The sequence below is a fragment of the Listeria tempestatis genome, assembly GCF_963575625.1.
In the GTDB taxonomy this organism is placed as follows: Bacteria; Bacillota; Bacilli; order Lactobacillales; family Listeriaceae; genus Listeria; species Listeria tempestatis.
In genome coordinates this window covers 1-22,242 of record NZ_CAUYTK010000008.1, presented here as the reverse complement: position 1 = coordinate 22,242, position 22,242 = coordinate 1, and the positions used below count along the sequence as shown (strand labels likewise).

The window sequence follows — 22,242 nt, the reverse complement described above, 5'->3', positions numbered from 1 at the left end:
CTTAGCTAAAGAGCTAGGTTCCTTTTTAAGTTTAGGAAAACATGGATGTGGAGTGCATAGGTTGGATGCGCGCAGTTGGATCAATAAAATTAATCGCATTATTAACAGCTGTCGGCGCTTCGCCAAAGCCAGTAGCGATAAGTTTGACTTTACCGTCATACGTGCAAATATCTCCTGCGCTATAAATGCCGGGAATCGATGTCTCCATCTTTGAGTTGACAACGATAGAATTTCGCTCGATAGTTAAGCCCCATTCTTTAATAGGGCCAAGTTGGCTAACGAAGCCGTAATTGACGATAAAATCATCAATTTCAAGTATTTCTTGTTGTGACCCTTTTACTTCGTCTAAAACAATTCGTTCGATGCCCGTTTCTGTCCCGTGTAGTGCAGTTGGAATGAACGGCGTTAAAATTGTTACGGAAGATTTTTCAAGATTTGCGACACTATGTTCATGCGCGCGAAACGTTCCTCGCCGGTGGATAATGGTAACGGATTTAGCAATTGGTTCAAGCATTAACGCCCAGTCAACAGCTGAATCGCCGCCGCCACAAACAGCAACACGTCTTCCTTTGAAACGATTTAAGTCGCTAATAAAGTAGTGCAAGTTTGCCCCCTCAAATTGCTTAGCCTCTTCTAGCTGAAGTCTGCGCGGTTCAAACGCACCATTTCCAGCAGTGATAATGATGGTCTTACTATAATGAACGTCTTTTGTTGTCGTAATTTCAAATGTACCATCCGCTTGTTTTTCAACTTGTAAGACGGTCTCCTCAAGACAAATGCTAGGATTAAACGGTTGCATTTGCTCCGTTAAATTATTAATGAGTTCTTGGGCCCGCACAGCTTTAAAACCAGGAATATCATAAATATATTTTTCAGGATAAAGCGCGGTTAATTGACCACCTAGTTGGGGTAAACTTTCGATGATTTTCACATTGGCTTTGCGCATGCCAGCATAAAAAGCTGCGAAAAGACCAACTGGACCGCCGCCGATAATAGTTATATCATAAATTTTGGTTTTATCATCCAAAATAATTTCCCCTTTCAATCAAAGATTATATCCATTCTAGCATAAAAAAATTAAAACTAATGCAACTTTTGCTTGAAAAATGAAGAATAGGCATACGAATGATGAAGATTTTATAAAATAGATAAATAGTAAAGCGAAATTGCGATTTTAACGTCGGAATGATTAGTTGCGGTTTTCTCAAATATGTTTTGAATTTCACAATGTTGGGTAGGAGAATGATATGGAGAAATTTTCCATAAGACCATACCAATTTTTGTTAAAATATGAACAAAAGCGTCTAAATAATTAGCCGTTACGTGTTAATGTGCAAGAAATGACTGTACCAGTTAGAATGCCTTAAATATACTAACTTTTCTAAGCGTCAATTCTTGAAATACTTGCCTAAAACGTCTATCATAGTAACTGCAAGTGGATTGTTTCACTTGAGGTAGATTTTTAGCGCAATCTACATAAGAAATACGGAGAATATTCTCGATTTGAATTAGTTTGTGAAAAAAATATAAAGGGAAAGTAGATGTGATTACAGATGAATAAACCGAAAATCGTCATTCTAGGTGCTGGTTACGGTGGACTAAAAACGTTAAGGAAATTGCAAAACTCAAATACAGGTGCTGAACTTGTACTTGTAAACAAGAATGACTATCATCATGAAACAACTTGGCTGCACGAAGCAGCGGCAGGAACGCTTGAACCTGAAAAACTCATGTATCCCTTAGACAAAGTCATTGATCCAAACAAAACCACTTTTATTCAAGATACGGTTGTAAAAATCAATAAAGAAGAGAAAACGGTGTCTTTAGCGAATAATGGTGAGGTTTCCTATGATTATCTGTTAATTGCTTTAGGTTCAGAAGCAGAAACATTCGGAATTTCGGGACTTAAAGAATATGCATTAACGATTACGAGTGTAGAGTCTGTTAAGAAAATTCGCGCTCATATTGAATCGCAATTTGCGAAATGGAAAACGGAACAAAATGATGAACTATTAACGATTATCGTTGGCGGGGCAGGATTTACGGGAATCGAGTTCTTAGGGGAACTAACAAATCGCATTCCTGAACTTGTGAAAATGTATGATGTGCCACGAGAAAAAGTGCGCATTTTCTGTTTAGAAGCGTCACCTAAAGTGTTGCCACAATTTGATCCAAAATTAGTAGATTACGGCGTGGGTGTTTTGGAAGACCGCGGCGTGGAATTTTTAGTTGGAAAGCCTGTGAAAGAAGCTACAGCTGAAGGCGTGAAATATGCAGCAAGCGAGAATGAAGTGAAAGAAATTAAAGCGGGCACAATTATTTGGGCGGCTGGTGTTCGTGGCAACAGTGTCATTGAAGCTTCTGGCTTTGAACAAGGTCGCGGTCGTGTGAAAGTAAACAACAATCTAACTGTGCCAGGCAATGAAGAAATTCTTATTGTGGGTGATTGCTCGCTAATTATTAACCCAGCAAATGAGCGCCCATACCCGCCAACTGCGCAAATTGCGATGCAGCAAGCTGATATTGCGGCTGTCAATCTAGCAAAACTTGCAATGGGCGATACGGATCTTGTTGATTTCGAGTATCATGAAAAAGGGACAGTTTGTTCCATCGGTGATAACGATGCGATTGGCATTGTGTTTGGTAAAAACCTAAAAGGCTACCCAGCTTCTGTAATGAAAAAGGTTATCGATGACCGCGCGCTACTCCAAATTGGCGGACCTGGCGTAATGGTGAATAAAGGTAAGTTTAAGTTTTATAAATAAAAACCATTACAAGAGATAATGGATTTTTTCAGAGAATAAAAGCATAAGTCTAGTAACAAAACCATTTTGAAGATGGAAGTTACTGGATTTATGCTTGTTTTGTTATTAAGAGGGGAATTGTTCATAAAACTGTAAGAAAGTTATATTGAATTTGTGTAATTGAAACAGAAAGATACTGCATTATCATATATATTAAATTATGAGGAGTAGTCAGATTCGTCAAAAATATTTGTCTTACAGGAGGAAGGTGTAATATATATTTTTTTGCTAGACAAGAAGTAAGAATGGGAATACAGGTTTAAACACGAGATTAAGCACATAAAAAAATGACAAGGGGAGATAAAAAATGAACAATCCAATGACAATTGAAGAAAAAAGAATGATTCCACATCTTTTCCATACGAACCTTAATAATAGAGATTTTGATAAACAGTATGAGTTAATTACGCCAGATATTGTTTTTCATAAAAATGGAGAAGTAATTGAAGGGGCAGATAATTTCATTGCTACTATTCGTGCCATTGTGACTTTTTCAAGTGATGCTAAAGTAGAAGATCATGAAATTTATGCGGACAATAACGTAGCGATAAGTCGCTATAGTATATCTGGTACTTTAACTGGAGATATTACTTTCCCAAATGGAGAACGTGCGAGTAAAACGGGTAAAAAGTTCAGTTATGGCGCGGTGGAGTTTTTTGAATTTAATGATGAAGGAAAAGTGTATGAGATTCGTCAAATCAATGATTCTGGTTTAACACCAACAACAATTGAAAATCAAGTAAAATAACGGCAAGGTTAAGAGACTTATTGAACCTAAAAAGTTGGGCTAAATTTAATTTAGCCCAACTTTTGATTTTGATACATTGATAATTGTATGGTCAATGGATTGTTTTAATTCTTAGCAGCTACAAAATGAGATTGCTTTCATGTTGTTCTACCGAGTTGTAAATGTTTTAAAAAGAACCATGCACTGACATGGTTCTTCCGTACATAAGAATTATTCAAATGAATTAGAATGATACCCATTCACGAGCGCCAAGCAAGATATGGTTTCTATTTTTCGAATTTCTAAAAGGATTTTAAAAAGGGCATTTTGTGAGCAATTTAGCGTTTTCTTTTCGTAATGAATCATTAAAAACTCATTTATAGCAGTGAAAAAAGTCTCTAAGTTTATATAAGCGTCATGAAATGGTGTTTGCATATCACGGCGATCTTCAACAATTTCATCTATATAAGGGATACGCTCGTTTTTCTCAAAACATTGTAGTGCTTTTTTAAAGATAAGGATAGCTTCACGACGCTCGGCTTCTAAAAAACCTTCGGCGTGCCTGCGAAGCGCATATTCTTCTGAGCGAACATAGTAGGTACTTAGCCAGTAATTGACTAGCTCTTCAGTTCGTGCATCTAAGAATTTTACCACGGTAATCAAAATATCACTTCCTCTGTTCGTAGCCTTATCTTCATTTTATCATGATGAAAATAGAAATACTGTGACAGATTAGTGAAATTTTATAAAATTCCCATCAAAAAGGCAATGAAAAAGCCAATTATAATACCAGTTATGGCACCGAAAAATACTTCCATCGGTTTATGGCCTAAAAGTTCTTTTAAATGTTTTTGTTTTTCAGCTTGTTCAGAAGCCGTTAAACCTTTCGCATGTTCCACAAATTCTTGGAAGTCACTCACGAGTTTATTTAAAACAGCAGCTTGCTCGCCCGCTTGACGTCTAACGCCAGTCGCATCAAACATAACGATAATGCCAAATACGACAGCAATTGCGAAAAATGGTGAGCTTAAGCCATGTTCGATTGCAAGAGTGGTCATTAAAGCAGTCACCGCAGCAGAGTGGGAGCTAGGCATGCCACCAGTTGAAAACATTAGTCCCCATTCCAACTTTCCCGAAATCATTAAGCGAATTGGGACTTTAACAAATTGAGCAAATAAAATGGCAACAATTGAAGCTACCAAAGGTACATTTTCAAAAACGGTCATAGCAATCTCCCCAGTCTCTCTTCTTTATTCTTATTTTACCACAATCAAACTAATGGAAACCCAATTTTTGCCAAATTCCTGAAAAGCTTTATAATAAAAGAAAAAGGGCGGTGAAATGATGGATTTTGGAGAAAATATCGGAATTGAAGTAGTGTCCGCTGAAAAAGGTTACGTTAAACTAAAATTACCAGTTACGGATAAAGTGAAACAACCATTTGGTTATTTGCACGGAGGTGTTTCAGTAGCGCTTGCAGAACATGCAGCTAGCCTAGGCGCTGCGCTATTAGTCCCAGAAGATGAAATCGCCTTTGGTTTGGACATAAATGCTAGTCACCTGAGAAGCGTTCAAAGTGGAGACGTTTACGCCGTAGCAGAACCCGTACATATTGGTCGCACAACCCAAGTTTGGCAAGTTCAAATTGAGACAAATGGCCAAATCATTTGCGTTAGCCGAGTCACAATTGCCGTCAAGAAAAAACGAAATAGGTAAACAAAAACCCGAAATCCTCACATGGAATCGGGCTTTTTAATTTAATCGTCTTGTTTTTTTTCTGAGTCGCTATCATCTTGTTCGATGATTTGGTCTTCCGAATCGTCCGCTTCTTCCTCGATGGTCTGCTCGTCACGCTCGCGCTCCAGATCTTCATTCCGTTCGCGGGCATCAATTTGTTCCTCGCGAAGCTCGTAGTCTAAACGGTCTTCGAGCTCCTCTTTCTCTTGACGCGCTTTTTCAATTTGTTCTTGCTGAATAATTAAGTTTTTCCGTGCTTTAATTTCATCTTTCTTAACCGAACGCAATTGGTCACGAATTCGAATTGCGAGCGGGACACCTGTATCATAGGCCGCACGGTTGATAAGATGAGAAGCAACAGGTGTTGTTAAATAAATAAAGAAAACGGCGAGCAAGACGCGGGCATTGAAACCTTCACCAGAATGGAAAAAGAAGCCAACTGTCGCAAATAGAAGAATGCTAACACCGAATGTATTGCTAATACCGGCTGCGTGTGTACGCGTATAGACATCGGGCAGGCGAATGACACCAATAGCAGCCAAAATACTTAATAAACCACCAAGTAGAACCATAATAGAAATAATGATTTCAATTATCACGTTCACGATCAATCACCTTACCTTTCTCAATAAATTTAGAGAAGGAAACCGTTCCGATAAATGCAAGAAGTGCAATTAAAAGGATGACATCTAGATAGGCATTTGTGTCATAAAACATGGATAGAAGTGCTACCGTAGCGACTAAATTCATACCAATAGAATCAAGTGCGACAACTTTATCCGATGTAGTAGGACCTTTTAAAATACGGTACAAGTATAGAAAAGTAGAAATGGAATAAAGTAAAAGTGCGATGGATAGGGCAATTTTTAAAATCATCCGTGAAACACCTCCATAATGGCACCTTCATAAGATTTTCGAATGGTGGCAATTTCTTCTTCGATATTTGGTACATGTAATGAATGAACATAAATCGATTTATAATCGTCAGAAATATCAATTGAAAGCGTTCCAGGCGTGAGTGTAATCATAAGCGCGAGCATGGTCACTTCCCAGTCAGTTTCTAACAAAGTATCGTATCTAAAAATTCCTGGACGAATGTTCATATCTTTTTTTAAGACAATACGGCTCACGTGAATGGTTGATGCGATTAAGTCATGCAGAAAATTGTATAACAGTTTAACGAGCGCAAAGAGGCGGAACAAGTAGAAGGTTGAGCCAAGAAAGCGCCGCATGAAGAATAAAAGCACAATCCCAATTACAAAGCCAATAATAAATGTGCCGAATGTGAAGGATGACTCAAGGAACATCCAAAAGCAAGCTAAAATAACATTAATGATTAATTGAAATGCCATGCGTCATCACTCCTTTATCACAGCATGAATATAAATATTTGGATCGATAATAGGGTCAACAGCGTCAGCGATAAATGGATAAAGCGCATTTGAAAAGACGCCGTATAAAACGGAACAAGCAAGTAAAATAACGACAGGAAGCATCATTTTCTTATAGGGAATAGCGAGATTGAATTTTCCGCTTTTCTCACCCCAAAATCCGCGTGTAAACACTTTGATGAGTGACATTAAAACGAATAAGCTTGATAGAAGAATGACGATACCGGGGAAGATTTCGCCAGTACTAAAGGCGCCTTCTACCATCAATAGTTTTCCAAAAAATCCGCTCAGTGGTGGGATCCCAGCAATCGCTAAAATTGCGATGAAAAATGACCAGCCGAGCGTTGGCTTTACAGTCATCAAGCCGCTAAATTTCTTAACTGTGGAGGTGCCTGTTATGGCCATAATAACACCTATTATAAGGAAAAGCGCCGATTTAATAATCATATCGTGAATTAGGTAGTAAACGGCACCGGTCATGGATTCGCGCGTCATGATGGAAACGCTGAATAAAATCGCGCCAATTGCAATTAAAATATTATAAATCACAATCGTTTTCAAATCATAATAACTAATGACACCAATCACGCCTAAAATGATGGTCATAATTGCCAAGATGCCGAGAAGCGGCAGCGCAAAAGTTGTTTCTTTTGCGAAAAATAAGCTGTACGTACGAATGATGGCGTAAACACCAACTTTTGTTAAAAGTGCACCAAATAGTGCGAGGACAGGCATTGGTGGCGCGAAATAGGATCCGGGTAGCCAGAAGTAAAGCGGAAAGAGTCCAGCTTTTAAACCGAAAACAAACAGAAACATCACAGCGGAAACGCTTATCATACCAGTATTTGCACCGTGCAGAGCGTTAATTTTTTGAGAAATATCCGCCATGTTTAATGTACCAATCATCGAATATAAAATACCGATTGAGACGACGAAAAAAGCAGAGCCAATCACATTGATGAGCAAGTATTTAATTGTTGCTTTTAGCTGGATTTGCGTGCCCCCAATGACGAGTAAAACATAGGAAGCCATCAGCATAACTTCGAAAAACACGAATAAGTTGAATATATCACCTGTTAAAAAGGACCCGTTAACACCAACGATGAGAAATAAAACGGACGGGTAGTAAAGGAACTTTTCACGTGCCTTACCAATTGTGTAAAACGAATAAATAACCACACAAGTCAGTACTAAACTGGTTGTGACGACTAGAAGAGTGGCAAACATATCGGCTACGATTGTAATTCCAAAAGGCGCACGCCAGTTGCCAATATTAAGCGTTATGATACCATTATTTTTTACATAAAAAAGTAAGAAAAGGTCTGAAGCAACAAGTAGTAAACTCATAATCAGTGCAATGGTGCGCTGAACGATGACTTTTTTTGGCGCTAACATTAAAATAATTGCGCCGATTAACGGGATAAAAATAGGTAGTAAAATAATATTATTCATCATCGGCTTCATGTCCTCTCGTTTTGGATACGCTCTCGCTGTCTAATTCTTGATATGCTCGGTAAGCTAAAACTAGGAAAAAAGCGGTGACGCCAAAGCTAATTACAATGGCAGTTAAAATGAGCGCTTGTGGCAATGGATCATTATAAGAGGCCGTGACCTTTAAACCTAAAATAGGCACATCACCACGTTTAATTCCGCCCATCGTCAAAACAAGCAAATTGACACCGTGGCTTAAAATCGCTGTCCCAATAATAATCCGTAATAAACTTTTTGATAAAATTAAATAAACAGCAGCGGCAAACATTAAACCGATGAGGATAGACATTAATAATTCCATTAGTCACTCTCCCCAATCGTTTGAATAATAGTAAGTGTCACACCGACAACAACAAGATAAACGCCTAAGTCAAAAAGTGTTGCAGTATGCAGCGATACATCGCCTAAAACAGGTAAATCAACATGACCATATAAATGTGTCAAAAAGGGTTTTCCGTTTAATACACCAAGTAGTCCAGTCCCTACGACGAAAATAAGGCCGGTAGCTGTAATAATCATGGTATGCATATTCAGCATGCTTTTCACTGTTTTAATATCGTAAGCAAGGAGGGTGAGTGTAATGGCACCAGCACTCGTAAGTCCAGCTACAAACCCGCCGCCAGGATTATAATGCCCTGCGAAAAAGAGGTGCAGTGAAAATAAAAAGATGATAAATGCAACTACTTTTGTGACATTGCGCAGCAGTACGTCATTGGTTTTCATTTTTCTCCCTCCGTTTCGTAAGTCGTAATTTAATCATCTGGAAAATCCCGATAGATGCAATGGCAAGAACAGTCGTTTCAAACAATGTATCGAAGCCACGGAAGTCAACAAGAATGACGTTTACAATGTTTTTCCCAGCCGCTTCTTTATACGTGTTATCAATGTAATATTGTGAAATGGAATCATAAAAAGTTGTGTCGTAGGCAGATAATGCGACCAGTGTAATTGTAATGCCGACGCCAATACTTAAAAATGTTTTAACCGAAAAGAATCGCGGTTTTTCTTCAATATTACTAAATTGTGGCAAATGATAGAAAACGAGTAAATAAAGCACAACCGAAATCGTTTCAATCACAAGCTGCGTTAGCGCAAGATCCGGAGCACGAGCAATTACAAAGAAAATACTAATCGTGTAGCCCATCGCACCGAGTAAGATGATAGAAGTAATGCGCGATTTCGAGAAAACCGTACCCACTAAGGTTACAAGAATTACCGCGGCTAAAACATAGTCCACAAGTGTGACAGACGTTAAGTTATTAAAGTTGAAATTTAATGAGCCTGTCATAATGAGTGACCCAAGAACAAGAACAATAAAAGCAAATAACATGTAGTTCAAATAAGTGCGCAGCCATCCCGTCATGATGGTCATCGTTAAACGATAGGAGCCTTGTTCGAGGTATGACATACCTTTATCGTAACTCTTGCCAATTCGGAGCATTTTAGGCACTCGTGTTGTAATAAAAGGTTTCCAGTAACGATACGTCTTATAAACTAATATCCCGATAATAACAATACCAATGGTCATAAGCAACGCTGGTGTAATCCCGTGCCAAAGGCTAATGTGGATGTGGAAATCATCATTTGTCGCAAGCGATGGTACAATAGCTTTCACAGCAGGTTCTAAAATTGGTGCGGCAATTAAATTGGGAAATAGTCCAATTAAAAGTACAAGTGCAGCCAAAATGGAGGGAGGTAGTAGCAAACCAAAAGGTGCCTCATGAGGTTTCTTTGGCATTAAATACGGTTTTTGCTTGCCAGTGAAAGTCTTAAAGAAGATGATCATACTATACGTAAACGTAAATACGCTAGCAATCCACGCACTAATTAAAATAAGTATTCCCCAAGTCTCCGCATTCCAAAGATTAAGGTGCGTGAGGTTAACAAGGCTCTCTAAAAACATTTCTTTACTCAAAAAACCGTTAAAAGGTGGCAATCCAGCCATCGAAAACGTTCCGATAAAAGCGATTGTTGCGGTGATAGGCATGATACGCATGAGTCCGCCAAGACGTCTAATGTCACGCGTGCCGGTTTCATGGTCGATAATGCCTGTCATCATAAATAGACTTCCTTTGAATGTCGCGTGATTGAAAAGGTGGAAAACAGCAGCGACAACGGCAAGAACATATATATTATCGCTTAAATTATCGAAATGTAGGCTGGCCGCTCCAACTCCAAGTAGTGTCATTATTAAACCAAGTTGACTGATGGTGGAATAGGCTAAGATGGCCTTCAAATCATTTTTCTTCGTCGCGTTTATAGACCCCCATAAGAGTGTAATGCTACCAACTATTGTCACCGTCCAAAACCAAACTGGGGAAACAGCGAAAAGTGGTGTAAAGCGTGCAACGATATAAATACCTGCCTTAACCATTGTGGCAGAGTGAAGATAAGCGCTGACAGGTGTAGGAGCTTCCATCGCGTCTGGGAGCCAAATATGAAAAGGAACCTGAGCGGATTTTGTAAATGCGCCAAGTAAGATTAAAATCATTGCTGGGATAAAGAGGGCGTTTTGTGAGATAGCTTCACTAGCTGCAAGAATTTCCCGAATGGAAAAACTATCAGTCATGATGTGTAGCATTAAAAAGCCACCAAGCATCATTAAACCGCCAAAAACGGTTATCATCATTGATTTTCTAGCACCGTAGCGAGAGCGTTCACGGTGATACCAGTAGCCAATTAGCAGGAAGGAACTAATCGAAGTCAATTCCCAAAATAGGTAAAGGACGATAAGGTTATCGCTAAGTACAACGCCAAGCATTGCCGTCATAAAAATCATCAAGAAGGCATAAAAATTATTCAAACGCTCCTTGTTTTTTCCTAAATAATAAATGGAGTAGAAGACAACGAGCGCACCAATTCCTGTAATTAAAAGAGCAAACAACAGGCTTAGACCATCTACTACAACAGTGAAGTTAATGCCGTATCGAGGAATCCAAGCGAATGTTTTTATGATAGCACCGTCTATTGTTTCAGGGATAAACGTTAGGAAGTAGATGAAGAGAATGATTGGAACCGGTAGAACAAGCCAACCAGTATGAATTTTTTTGGTCCACTTATAAATAAGCGGGATTATAAGTGCCACAATAAATGGCAGAATGATTGCAAGATGCAACAATGACAAAATCGGTTCCTCCTTTTTTAATAATCTATTTTAAATGATTTATTTTTATTTTTTCAAGCAAGTACTTACATTTTTTTAAAAAAAGCAAACACAATTTATTATAGCATACTTTTTTGGTGAAAAAAAAGGTGGAAAGCTTGTTCTTTTAACAAGTTTTCCACCTCTAAGATAAACGTCAACAAATGATCATATCAAGTCATACTAAGTTTTAAAAGTAACATTGAATCATCTTTTCAACTTAATCTACATTAAGATTGCGTTTTCTATCCGCGTGAAGGGCATAAAGTAAAATGAAAAAAGCAACGAAAAACATGCCACTCATGAATAAAAAGACATTGTTGATACCAACAAAACCTGCAAGCGTTCCCCCGAGAATTGGACCGATAACATTTCCTAGAAAACGTGCACTTTGGTTATAGCCAAGCATCTCACCTTGCATGGCGCCCGGAGCGGCAAGGCGAATATAGGCTGTGATACAAGGAACCATACCGCCAATCGCAATGCCGAATAAAAACCGAAAAATAATAAACGTCCATAAATGTGAAACAAATGCTTGTGGAATCACCGTAAGCGCCGCAAGAATTAGCAAAATATTTAAGATTTTTTCATACCCGTATTTATCACCAAGACGCCCCCAACTACGCGTCATCACAAGATTACCAAAACCTGTAGCAGAGAAAGCAAGCCCGGACATGAAAGCTACATTAGATGAATGCGTCATCTCACCCACATAAAGCGCAAGAAGCGGCTGAACACTGAAGTTTGCAATTTGGATAAGTGCCGTAATAATCATCACAGTAAAAAGCACTCTTAAGGTAAAAATTTTCTTCAAGACGGCTCTCCGCGAATAAATGGGACGACCTGCTTTTTGTGTTTCGCTTCGCACTTCCTTTAAACCAAAAGCAACGAGAAATGAGGCAATTAAAATGGCGATACCCGTTACAGTGAAAGTATTTTTGAAACCGAACAAATCCGCCATAGCGCCACCAATTAGCGGGCCAAATAACATACCAGTAACCCCGCCGAGTTGGAGCGTACCGAGAATTTTTCCGGCTTCATGTTTATCAGTTTGACGCGCGATAAACGCGTTTGAAATTCCAATAAACCCAGTAACAACCCCCATAAAGATTCGCAAAATAAATAAGTATGTAACAGAATGAGCAAAACCCATTAGAAATATACTAATTGCCATACCAAATGAAGTGAAGATAAGAATTTTTTTATAGCCGAACCGGTCACCAATTCGTCCCCAAATAGGTGAAAAAATAAAGGCGACTAGAAAAGTAACGCCGAATATATAGCCAGCCCATTTTTGTACGTAAGCCGGGTCCTGGTCACCAAATGTTTCAATATAAAGAGATAAAAAGGGCATAATCATCGTTGTACTAGCGGACATTAGTAAATTCGCCAGCATGCAAATGTATAAATTACGTTTTTTTACTGACATATTTTGACATCTCCATTCGTTTTAGTTTCAAAACGCGCAGTTTTTTATTAGAATAAAGAAGTACTGAATAAATCAGAGCGGCAAGAGTCGCTCTTCTAACAAAAGGAGCGCCTCATGGTTAAAAAAATTATCATATGGACACTCGCAACAATTTTAGTACTTTATATGGTTGCGGTTTTCGTAAATCTTTTAATAATCTGGTTTGGAAGGTAAATTATGACAAAGGAGCTAATCATATATGACATATCCTCAATTATCAAAAGAAATTGCTGAAAATGAAATCTTAGCTGAAATGGTTACAAATCGCGGCACAATCAAACTGAAGCTTTTCAAAGAGGTGGCACCAAAGACCGTTCAGAACTTTGTGACACATGCGAAAAATGGTTATTACGACGGTTTGATTTTCCATCGTGTAATCCCTGAATTTATGATTCAAGGCGGCGACCCTGACGGAATCGGAACAGGCGGCGAGAGTATTTGGGGGGCGCCATTTGAAGATGAATTTTCAAAAAATGCGTTTAACCTACGCGGTGCGCTATCTATGGCTAATGCTGGTCCAAATACAAATGGAAGCCAATTTTTCATTGTGCAAAAACCAGATATGCCAGTAGAAATGATTGGCCAAATGGAAGAAGCTGGTTTCCCTACAGAAATTATTGAAGCATACAAAGAAGGCGGAACCCCGTGGTTAGATGGACGCCACACTGTTTTTGGGCATGTTATTGAAGGCATGGACGTTGTAGATAACATTGCAGGTGTTCAAACAGGTGCGCAAGATAAACCCGTTCATGATGTTGTCATCGAAAAAATTAATATTGTGGAATAGCTAAAAAAGCGAGTGACGGTTGTCCTCGCTTTTTATTATACCTCTACTTCTTGGAAAAATTCATTATAAAGGGCTTGAACGGCTGTCCGCTCATCGTCTTTTTTGACGCCAAACATAATGCTAACTTCAGATGAGCCTTGGTTAATCATTTCGATATTAACATGTGCATTTGAAAGTGCACGGCTAGCTCGAAATGTTGTTCCAATATTTTGGCGCATTGCTTCGCCTACAATCATAATGAGAGAAAGGTCGTGTTCGACGGAAACCAGGTCGGCATTTAATTTGTGCGTGAGTTCGTTGATTAGTTTTTCTTCTAAAGCCGCATCGAGTTGATTTTCCCGCAAGATAATGGTTAAATCATCAATTCCAGACGGCATATGTTCATAGTTTAACCCTGCCTGTTCAAGGATTTCGAGGACGCGTCTACCAAAACCGATTTCCCGGTTCATCAAATATTTACTAATGTAAATGCTACAAAACCCGTCATCGCTAGCAATCCCAACAACAGGACCATTCGTAGTGTCTCGCTCGTGAATGACACGAGTACCAGTGCTTTCGGGATTGTTCGTATTTTTTATATGCACTGGAATACCTGCTCGGAATGCTGGAATTAGCGCTTCATCATGGAAAACCGAAAAACCAGCATAGGAAAGTTCACGCATTTCGCGGTACGTTAGTTCGGATACTTGCTGAGGTTTTTTGACAATAGCAGGGTTTACTACAAAAACAGCATCAACATCAGTGAAGTTTTCATAAAGTTCAGCTTGGATTCCGTTTGCAACAATTGCACCTGTAATATCTGAGCCACTGCGTGAAAAAGTGGTAATTTCACCAGACTTCGTGTAGCCGAAGAAGCCAGGAAAAACGACAAGTCCCGGGTAGTCACGCAGTGCAAAAAGATTGTCGTAGGATTCTTGTAAAACTTGCGCATGGGCATGGTCTTCGGTCACGAAAAGACCCGCCTCTTTTGGATTCACATAAGTAGCAGGAACCCCTTGGTGGTTGAAAAACGCGGCAACTAATTTTGCGTTATTGTCCTCGCCGCTAGCTTTCATTTTATCCATAAATTTGTCGGGATTAGATTTGTCAGATTGCAAAATGGTTGTTAAATTTTCACTAATTTCTCGTATGACAGCCTCATCCATACCAGTATCCAGCACAATATCATGATAGCGTGCGATAATTTGATTGAAAATGTCCGTCGTGTCTTCAGAGAGTAAGGCCTTCGCCGCACAATCGATAAGAAGATCAGTTACTTTCGTATCATCAGCAAAACGCTTCCCAGGCGCAGAAACGACAATGATTTTACGCAGATCATCACTTTTTACAACATCTAATACTTTATTCAGTTGAAGTCCGGAAGCAAGTGAGCTCCCACCAAATTTAACGACTTTCATGTACACAACTCCTGTCTAGCTCAATTTAAGCGAAATTTTATGTATTTTCTGTCTATTATCGCTCTTTTAGAGAAAAAGTGCAATCTATTTTTAGTTTATTTTAAAAATTAGTGTATATTTACTGTAATAAAGTTACTGATAACGTTTACTTGTTTAACATACTGCGCATATTGTATAATAATAGTGTTACAACAATAGCCGTTTAATTGGAAAGGAAGAATAGAAATGAAAAATATCGTTTTAATCTGTGCGGCAGGGATGTCCACAAGCTTACTAGTTACAAAAATGGAAAAAGCAGCAGCTGCAAAAGGTGACGAAGTTAAAATTGCTGCGTATTCCATTGCTGAAATTAATGAAGTTATTAAAGATGCAGATGTCGTACTGCTTGGCCCACAAGTGCGTTACCAAGAAAAAACAGTTAAAGATGCAGCTGCAGGACGCATTCCAGTTGATGTTATTGATATGATGGCATACGGGAAAATGGATGGCGAAACAGTTTACGCTCAAGCACTTAAATTAATTGAAGAAAATAAATAAAGACAATTTGTATCATAAAAAAACGAACTTTCCTGTTTCGGGAAAGTTCGTTTTTTTGTGCCATCATGCTCAATGTTCTTTTGTTAAACGTCCATCTTCCATACGGTAAACATGGTCGCATAAATCAAGCATCCGCTCATCATGCGTAACCATAATCGCCGCGCGTTCCGTACCTTCTACCTCGCTTCGAAGTAATTGCACAACCTCTCGGCTCCGCTCGCTATCAAGACTAGCCGTCGGTTCATCCGCCAAAATAATAGACGGTGAATTAATTAAAGCACGCGCAATCGCAACCCGTTGTTTTTCACCCCCAGATAAATCTTTAGGATAAAAAGTTGTCCGTGTTTCGAGACCAAGGTGATTCAAAAGGGCGACACTCTTTTCTGTCACCGCATCTTTACTTTGCTTGGCTTGTTGCCCGATAAAGCGCACTTGATCGACCACGCGAAGATAAGGAACAAGGTGCGCAGCTTGAAAAATAAAACCGATTTCCGTCAGACGAATTTGCGTCTGTTCTTTTTTTGTTAGCTGACTAATTTCTTGCCCGTTTAAAATGATTTTGCCATCTGTAGGCGTAAGAAGCGCCCCCGCCAGTGACAAGAAAGTACTTTTACCAGATCCACTCGGTCCGACAATTGCAATTAGTTCACCGCTGCTTGCTTCAAAATGGGTCTCACGCAAAGCATGAATCGTAGTGGGACCAGATTTGTAGTTTTTAGTAACACCTTCAAATTGTAAAATTGGACGCATTATTCATCACCTCCGCGAATTGCATCAAGCGCATCAACTTTATTAATTTTCCACATAGAAAGCAGTGAACCAATCAGGGCCACAACGAAGAAAATCACGCTATATAAGCTAATTGTGAAGCCTGACAAGCGGAATGGCATGGCCTCTGGAAGCACGTTCGGAAGTAAGAGCGTGACACCAACACTAATTAAAATACTAATGAGGGAAATCACAATGACTTGTGTGATAACGCTCACCGCGATATAGCTGGACTTCGTACCTAGCGCTTTTAAAATTCCAAATTGTGTCGTCTTTTGAAGCGTCATCACATAGAAGAAGGCCGTTAAAATAAAGCCACCAATCACAATTAGGAAATAAATCATCATATTTAGTGTCATTTGCTCAGCAGAATAACCCGGAATTTGATCTAAAAATTCTGCTTGGGTTAAAACGGATAAATCTTTATTGGCTAAATGAACGGAATCACCTTTAGGTTGAATAGCGATGGCGCTCACTTGTGGTGTTTTTTGGTGATATAAAACGGGATTAATCGATTGCCAAGTTGGCATATTAATATAAACGACAGGCGCGTGACTATATTTTTTGTTTTCGGTAAAACCAACGACTGTCAGTTCCTTGTTCAGCTGGTCGTCCATCAAAATGTCCCCAAGCTTAATCCCATCTTTTTTCAAAGAAGAATCTACTACAATTTCATCGGGCTTAGTTACCTCTAAGCCTTTCCCAGAAGAGATTTTCGGATCAAGAAAAGTACCCGGTTGAATGGCGAAAAAAGCAATACTAAACTTTTTATCATCGCTTTCACGCTTCAATGTTTGCATGGATTGCCCAAGCACCGCTGCATCTTTTACACTTTTATCCTCCTGTACACTAGCGAGCTCGCTTTCATCAAACAACGAGCGTGACACTTTGCCCTGTGCATCTTTTGCAATCGCATAAAACGGAACCCCGTTATCGGCAACAGCAGAAGCATTATCATACGCCAGACCATTTGCAAGACCAGAAAGTATTAATGAGAGCAACATAATCAAAACCATGATGCCTGTTACAAGTATGTATCGCAATTTTGAATAGAGCATTTCACGTAGCCCTAAAAACATAAATTATTCATCTCCTTTCACAAAAATAAAGAAAAACGATTTTCCTCGTTCCCCCTAAGAACCATACTGCAATTTTAGTATAACAAGGTTCCTAGTTAATTACCAAAACCCCGATTTAAAAACCAGACTGAATATCAGCCTGGTTCAAGTTTACTATTTTTGAATCCCCGCGATGAGTGCGGTGACACCTTTTTTGAGCGTTTCTCGTGGACAAGCGATATTCAAACGAATAAATTTATCGCCAACCGCGCCAAAGCCTGACCCCATCTGAACACCACAACCCGCATCAATAATGTCTTGATACAACGCCGCTTCATCTTTCTTAAGTGCCCTTGCATCGAGCCACATAAGATAAGTCGCTTCAAGCTCCGTCACACCAATTTCAGGACAGCGGGCATTCAATTCCGCTTTGACATATTGAAAGTTTTCATAAATGTAATCACGCAACTCATCTAGCCATTCCGCGCCTTCATTGTAAGCCGTCTCAAGCGCGATTTGACCAAACTCATTAATGCCTGGCGTATGCACATATTGCTGTAACTCACGAAATTTCGCGCGATAATCTGGATTATCAATAATTAAATACGAAACTTTCAAAGCCGCCAAATTAAACGTTTTTGTTGGGGCCATTAACGTAATAATTTGATTTTTATAATGCGGCGCCACCTTGACAAGCGGCGTATGTATGTGATGTTTCATCACTAAGTCCGCATGAATTTCATCTGAGACAATCGGTACATTATAGCGTTCACAAAGCTCAACCAACTGTACAAGTTCTTCTTTTTTCCAGGAAACTCCGCCTGGATTTTGAGGGTTGCAAAGTAAAAATAACTTTATATCATTTTGGGCTAGCTTTTGCTCTAAATCGCCAAAATCCATTTCAAACCGTTTGTTCGTGTATTTTAACGGTGATAATACGACTTCGCGTTTCGTTTCATCCCCAGTCACTTTGAAAAATGGCGGATAAATTGGCGAATGCATTAAAACTTTATCCGAAGGCTTAGTTAGTGCACGAATTGCAAGTGAAATCGAAGGGACAACAGCCGCATTATATAAAATCGATTCTGGATCAACGGCAAAGTCATGCCGCGTTTTATTCCAATTTAAAATAGCTTTTGTCATGCCATCCTCACATTTCGTATAGCCGAAGACGCCGTGGTCAATTCGTTTATGAAAAGCATCTAAAACAGGCTTTGGTGCCCGAAAATCCATATCGGCAACCCACATCGGAACAATATCTTTCCTCCCAAATAACGCTTCCGCCCCGTCCCATTTCTCTGAATTTGTATTTAGACGTGGAATGACTTCATCAAATTGACTCATACTAGTTCCTCCTTTAACTTACCTATCATTTTATAATGCCATTGTAACACAATTTTAGGAAGCTGCATTAGCTTTAATCAAAGTAATGAATAATTGTGGTAATCTTAAGCAAGTGGTATAATTGTGTATTATCGGTATTTTGGAAAGCGGGTGTGTTTTAAGATGAGTACATTTAAAGTAGGCGACGTTGTAACAGGGAAAGTCGCAGGAATTCAGGGTTACGGAGCATTTGTAGCGCTTGATGATAAAACGCAAGGACTTGTGCATATTTCAGAAGTGACGCATGGTTTTGTTAAAGATATCCATGATTTTTTAGAAATCGGACAAGAAGTGAAAGTTAAAATTCTTGATATGGATGCTGAAAATAATAAAATTAGTCTTTCGATTCGTGCAACGGAGGAAGTAAAACCGGAAAGAAATTTTTCGCCTAAAAAAGAGACTCAAGGTGTTGATGAAGGTTTTAATACACTCCGAGATAAACTGCAAGAATGGGTTCAGAAAGCGGACAAGTAAGTGTGTTTGGAAACTTCTCTCGAAAGAAGCTTCCGAATCTTTATTTTAAAAAGTCAGACAATTCACGTTTTATTTAGTATTTCATCAATTGATAATTAGTCAGTATTTAATCGGGAGTAACAAGCATCTGATTGTTTTAAGTAGTTTAATCATTCTCATATGAAAAGGGAGGATACCATGAAAAGAACAATTAACGTTGAAGGATTTATCTATAATGAGAAAAAAGATGAGATTTTAGCAGTGCGTAAACGAGATCTTTCTTGGGGATTCCCAGGAGGTGCCGTCGAGAAAGATCAAACAATGGAAGAAGCGCTAATTCTTAAAGTTAAACAACAAACGAATGTGACCATTTCCGTTGACAGCCTCCTTTTCTGTAAAGAACGTAGGACGGAATGGGAGCATGTCTGCACAATTGTGTTCCGTGCAACCGCAATGGGAGATTTTAATTGGCCGGAAAATGATGAAAGTGTTTTTCGTGTAAAATGGTTGTCAATTCCTACAGCAGACGGCCTTCTTGAACTAGAAAAGACACCTCTTAATAAGCTGATTTTTGATAAAGGGGTGCTCTATGATCACCACAATGAATTTCCTGTCAGCTAGCGACATTCCTTGCTAAAGTTCACTTTTTGATATAAAGTTAAAACAGAAATCTTTATAATTTTTGGAGGGAAAATAATGACACACATTAGTTTTGATTATTCCAAAGCATTGCGTTTTTTTGAAGAACGCGAATTAGAGTACATGGAACCTGCAGTAAAAGCAGCGCATGACATGCTACATAATGGTACTGGGGCAGGAAGTGATTATCTCGGCTGGGTTGATTTGCCAAGTAATTATGATAAGGAAGAGTTTGCACGCATTTTAAAATCAGCAGAAAAAATTAAAAATGATTCCGAAGTTTTAATTGTTATCGGCATTGGTGGTTCCTACTTAGGCGCACGTGCTGCAATTGAAACACTAAATCATTCCTTCTATAATGTACTAGACAAAGCGGACCGCAAAACGCCACAAGTTTTCTTTGCGGGAAATAGCATTAGCTCCATATATTTACATGATTTACTAGAAGTTGTTGGCGACCGAGACTTCTCTGTAAACGTAATTTCAAAATCCGGTACAACAACAGAACCAGCTATCGCATTCCGCGTATTTAAAGAACTTTTAGAGAAAAAATATGGCAAAGAAGAAGCAAAAACGCGTATTTATGCTACAACAGATAAAGCAAAAGGCGCACTTAAAACACTATCTGATAACGAAGGCTATGAAACATTCGTAGTTCCAGATGATGTTGGCGGACGATTCTCCGTTTTAACCGCAGTTGGACTTCTACCAATCGCAGTAAGCGGCGTAGACATCAAGAAAATGATGGAAGGCGCAGAAGCTGCAAGTAAAGACTTCTCAAAACCTTCTTTAAAAGAAAATATCGCGTATCAATATGCGGCAGCACGTAACGTGCTGTACAGAAAAGGGAAGGTAACAGAGCTTTTAATTAGCTACGAACCAGGACTTCAATACTTCAATGAATGGTGGAAACAATTGTTTGGCGAAAGCGAAGGGAAAGACCAAAAAGGTATCTATCCATCTAGCGCGAGCTTCTCAACTGATTTGCATTCACTAGGTCAGTATATTCAAGACGGTCGTCGCAACCTTTTCGAGACGGTAGTCAAAGTGAAAACTCCGCGTCATAATTTAACCATTAATAAAGAAGAAGTTGATCTTGACGGTTTAAATTATTTAGCTGGCGAAACAGTTGATTTTGTGAATACGAAAGCTTTTGAAGGTACGCTTCTTGCACATACGGATGGCGAAGTGCCGAATTTTGTAGTTGAAGTACCAGCGCTTGACCCATACACATTTGGTTACCTCGTTTACTTCTTTGAAAAAGCAGTAGGCATTAGCGGCTACTTAAACGGTGTAAATCCGTTTGATCAACCAGGTGTCGAAGCATACAAGGCAAACATGTTCGCACTTTTAGGGAAACCAGGATTTGAAGAGAAAAAAGCGGAACTTGAAAAACGCTTAAACGACTAAAATGTTCGAGGAGTCCTTGCGTTTTGTAAGGGCTCTTTTCTTTTGCAGGAAAGGAGGAAGATGATGCTCTCTATTGAACGAAAGCGCGCGATTGTCCAATATGTTCGCTCACGAAAAATTGCAACGGTAAGTGAACTTGCGAAACACTTTGAAGTTCACGAAGCAACTATCCGCCGCGATTTAACAGCGCTTGAAAAAGATAAAAAACTAAAGCGGACCCACGGAGGCGTTATGATAGAAGAAAAGGTCGTTTCAGAACCCGACTGGAAAAAACGAAGCGAAGTCCGCTACGAAGAAAAAAAGAAAATTGCGACTTATGCAGCTGAAATGGTCGAAGAAGGTGATACAATTCTTCTCGATGCTGGTACTACAACAGGACATATAGCGGAAGCATTAAAAGGGCGTTCAGGCCTGACTATCATCACAAATGATATTAATGCCGCCTCCATTTTGCGCTTCTCAAAATCAAAAATTATCGTAACAGGTGGAGTCGTCTACCCAGAAACCTATATCTTAAATGGTATGATAACAAGTGGCACCTTGCGCAATTTACATGTCCACAAAGCATTCGTGACAACTCCGGCTTTAGACAGTGACAAAGGTTTAATGCACTACGACGAATATCTCGTCCCCGCCAAACAAGAAATGATTCACTCTGCCGATGAAGTTATCCTAGTGACTGATCATACAAAGTTTGGAAGGCTATCGCTATATAAATATGCGGAACTCGACGAGCTCTCCTATATTATTACAGGAAGCGAAATAGATCCCGTTCTAAAGCTTCAATTTGAAGAAAAAGGAGTTCAAATATACATAACTTAAACGTATCAAAATAATCATTTATGCACTCAAAAATAAATTGTTTTTTAGGATATTAAAAAAAAATGAGAAAAACTATTGACGAATGCATAAAAAGTTGGTATATTTATAAACGTTGCTGATGCGTTAAGCGCGCACAGGACAAAAGAAAGAATGACCTTTGAAAACTGAACAAAACGAAGATGAAAAAGCGATGAAACAGATGTTTCACCAATCAATTCATAGGACAGG

24 protein-coding genes are annotated in these 22,242 nt (G+C 39.1%); 9 read left to right on the top strand and 15 right to left on the bottom strand.

What is annotated here, in order from left to right:
• Positions 1-31: 31 nt before the first annotated feature.
• Positions 32-1,027 carry an NAD(P)/FAD-dependent oxidoreductase gene (locus R8923_RS10145; RefSeq protein WP_485872660.1) on the bottom strand — a complete coding sequence of 332 codons (996 nt, stop codon included), beginning with the start codon at positions 1,025-1,027 and terminating at the stop codon, positions 32-34.
• A gap of 526 nt (positions 1,028-1,553) precedes the next feature.
• On the opposite strand from R8923_RS10145, the gene R8923_RS10140 reads away from it, so the two are divergent.
• Both R8923_RS10140 and R8923_RS10135 read left to right on the top strand, forming a co-directional pair.
• Positions 1,554-2,765, top strand: coding sequence for an NAD(P)/FAD-dependent oxidoreductase (locus R8923_RS10140; protein ID WP_485872659.1), 1,212 nt, complete (start codon positions 1,554-1,556; stop codon positions 2,763-2,765).
• A gap of 346 nt (positions 2,766-3,111) precedes the next feature.
• A complete protein-coding gene (locus R8923_RS10135) occupies positions 3,112-3,552 on the top strand; it encodes an ester cyclase (RefSeq protein ID WP_485872658.1) in 441 nt (146 codons plus the stop codon).
• Positions 3,553-3,762: 210 nt separating this feature from the next.
• Here R8923_RS10135 and R8923_RS10130 read toward each other — a convergent pair whose 3' ends face one another.
• Together R8923_RS10130 and R8923_RS10125 are read right to left on the bottom strand one after the other, a co-directional pair.
• On the bottom strand, positions 3,763-4,185 hold the full coding sequence (locus R8923_RS10130; RefSeq protein WP_485872747.1) for a hypothetical protein: 423 nt from the start codon (positions 4,183-4,185) through the stop codon (positions 3,763-3,765).
• Positions 4,186-4,274: 89 nt separating this feature from the next.
• Positions 4,275-4,757, bottom strand: a complete 483-nt coding sequence (locus tag R8923_RS10125; RefSeq protein ID WP_485872657.1) for a divergent PAP2 family protein — start codon at positions 4,755-4,757, stop codon at positions 4,275-4,277.
• 118 nt (positions 4,758-4,875) lie between these two features.
• Here R8923_RS10125 and menI point away from each other — a divergent pair, with 118 nt between their 5' ends.
• The gene (gene menI, locus R8923_RS10120) at positions 4,876-5,247 is read left to right on the top strand and encodes a 1,4-dihydroxy-2-naphthoyl-CoA hydrolase MenI (protein ID WP_485872746.1); all 372 of its coding nucleotides are present in this window, start codon (positions 4,876-4,878) and stop codon (positions 5,245-5,247) included.
• Positions 5,248-5,288: 41 nt separating this feature from the next.
• Here menI and mnhG read toward each other — a convergent pair whose 3' ends face one another.
• The 8 genes from mnhG to R8923_RS10080 all read right to left on the bottom strand — a co-directional run bounded on the left by mnhG (position 5,289) and on the right by R8923_RS10080 (position 12,721).
• Positions 5,289-5,873 (bottom strand): monovalent cation/H(+) antiporter subunit G, encoded by a 585-nt coding sequence (mnhG, locus tag R8923_RS10115; protein WP_485872656.1) that lies wholly within the window; start codon positions 5,871-5,873, stop codon positions 5,289-5,291.
• Complete coding sequence (locus R8923_RS10110) at positions 5,857-6,144, bottom strand: Na(+)/H(+) antiporter subunit F1 (protein WP_088815737.1); 288 nt, start codon at positions 6,142-6,144, stop codon at positions 5,857-5,859. Before R8923_RS10110 ends, mnhG begins: the two co-directional genes overlap by 17 nt.
• Entirely contained in the window at positions 6,141-6,620 is a 480-nt protein-coding gene (locus tag R8923_RS10105) for a Na+/H+ antiporter subunit E (protein ID WP_485872655.1), read from the bottom strand. Before R8923_RS10105 ends, R8923_RS10110 begins: the two co-directional genes overlap by 4 nt.
• A gap of 6 nt (positions 6,621-6,626) precedes the next feature.
• On the bottom strand, positions 6,627-8,111 hold the full coding sequence (locus R8923_RS10100; RefSeq protein WP_485872745.1) for a Na+/H+ antiporter subunit D: 1,485 nt from the start codon (positions 8,109-8,111) through the stop codon (positions 6,627-6,629).
• On the bottom strand, positions 8,104-8,451 hold the full coding sequence (locus R8923_RS10095) for a Na(+)/H(+) antiporter subunit C (RefSeq protein ID WP_088809822.1): 348 nt from the start codon (positions 8,449-8,451) through the stop codon (positions 8,104-8,106). Before R8923_RS10095 ends, R8923_RS10100 begins: the two co-directional genes overlap by 8 nt.
• Positions 8,451-8,873, bottom strand: coding sequence for a Na(+)/H(+) antiporter subunit B (locus tag R8923_RS10090; RefSeq protein ID WP_485872654.1), 423 nt, complete (start codon positions 8,871-8,873; stop codon positions 8,451-8,453). Before R8923_RS10090 ends, R8923_RS10095 begins: the two co-directional genes overlap by 1 nt.
• A complete protein-coding gene (locus R8923_RS10085) occupies positions 8,860-11,274 on the bottom strand; it encodes a Na+/H+ antiporter subunit A (RefSeq protein ID WP_485872653.1) in 2,415 nt (804 codons plus the stop codon). The genes R8923_RS10090 and R8923_RS10085 overlap by 14 nt, the downstream gene beginning before the upstream one ends.
• A gap of 238 nt (positions 11,275-11,512) precedes the next feature.
• Positions 11,513-12,721, bottom strand: coding sequence for a lmo2377 family MFS transporter (locus R8923_RS10080; RefSeq protein ID WP_485872652.1), 1,209 nt, complete (start codon positions 12,719-12,721; stop codon positions 11,513-11,515).
• Between the two features lie 238 nt (positions 12,722-12,959).
• On the opposite strand from R8923_RS10080, the gene R8923_RS10075 reads away from it, so the two are divergent.
• Positions 12,960-13,547, top strand: coding sequence for a peptidylprolyl isomerase (locus tag R8923_RS10075; RefSeq protein WP_485872651.1), 588 nt, complete (start codon positions 12,960-12,962; stop codon positions 13,545-13,547).
• A gap of 35 nt (positions 13,548-13,582) precedes the next feature.
• Here the strand turns inward: R8923_RS10075 and R8923_RS10070 are convergent, their stop codons facing one another.
• The gene (locus R8923_RS10070; RefSeq protein WP_485872650.1) at positions 13,583-14,944 is read right to left on the bottom strand and encodes an aspartate kinase; all 1,362 of its coding nucleotides are present in this window, start codon (positions 14,942-14,944) and stop codon (positions 13,583-13,585) included.
• Between the two features lie 225 nt (positions 14,945-15,169).
• On the opposite strand from R8923_RS10070, the gene R8923_RS10065 reads away from it, so the two are divergent.
• Positions 15,170-15,481, top strand: a complete 312-nt coding sequence (locus R8923_RS10065) for a PTS sugar transporter subunit IIB (RefSeq protein WP_485872649.1) — start codon at positions 15,170-15,172, stop codon at positions 15,479-15,481.
• A gap of 69 nt (positions 15,482-15,550) precedes the next feature.
• Here the strand turns inward: R8923_RS10065 and R8923_RS10060 are convergent, their stop codons facing one another.
• The 3 genes from R8923_RS10060 to R8923_RS10050 all read right to left on the bottom strand — a co-directional run bounded on the left by R8923_RS10060 (position 15,551) and on the right by R8923_RS10050 (position 18,651).
• On the bottom strand, positions 15,551-16,231 hold the full coding sequence (locus R8923_RS10060) for an ABC transporter ATP-binding protein (RefSeq protein ID WP_485872648.1): 681 nt from the start codon (positions 16,229-16,231) through the stop codon (positions 15,551-15,553).
• Positions 16,231-17,328, bottom strand: a complete 1,098-nt coding sequence (locus R8923_RS10055; protein WP_485872647.1) for an ABC transporter permease — start codon at positions 17,326-17,328, stop codon at positions 16,231-16,233. Before R8923_RS10055 ends, R8923_RS10060 begins: the two co-directional genes overlap by 1 nt.
• A gap of 153 nt (positions 17,329-17,481) precedes the next feature.
• Positions 17,482-18,651, bottom strand: a complete 1,170-nt coding sequence (locus R8923_RS10050; protein WP_485872646.1) for a MalY/PatB family protein — start codon at positions 18,649-18,651, stop codon at positions 17,482-17,484.
• A 162-nt stretch (positions 18,652-18,813) separates the two neighbouring features.
• Between R8923_RS10050 and yugI the strand changes: the two genes are divergently transcribed.
• The 4 genes from yugI to R8923_RS10030 all read left to right on the top strand — a co-directional run bounded on the left by yugI (position 18,814) and on the right by R8923_RS10030 (position 22,014).
• Positions 18,814-19,164, top strand: a complete 351-nt coding sequence (gene yugI, locus R8923_RS10045; RefSeq protein WP_485872645.1) for a S1 domain-containing post-transcriptional regulator GSP13 — start codon at positions 18,814-18,816, stop codon at positions 19,162-19,164.
• Between the two features lie 177 nt (positions 19,165-19,341).
• Positions 19,342-19,764, top strand: a complete 423-nt coding sequence (locus R8923_RS10040) for an NUDIX hydrolase (RefSeq protein ID WP_485872644.1) — start codon at positions 19,342-19,344, stop codon at positions 19,762-19,764.
• A 75-nt stretch (positions 19,765-19,839) separates the two neighbouring features.
• Positions 19,840-21,192: a glucose-6-phosphate isomerase gene (locus tag R8923_RS10035; protein ID WP_485872643.1), complete on the top strand. Its 1,353-nt coding sequence runs from the start codon at positions 19,840-19,842 to the stop codon at positions 21,190-21,192.
• Between the two features lie 63 nt (positions 21,193-21,255).
• Positions 21,256-22,014: a DeoR/GlpR family DNA-binding transcription regulator gene (locus R8923_RS10030; RefSeq protein WP_485872744.1), complete on the top strand. Its 759-nt coding sequence runs from the start codon at positions 21,256-21,258 to the stop codon at positions 22,012-22,014.
• The last annotated feature ends 228 nt before the right edge of the window (positions 22,015-22,242 follow it).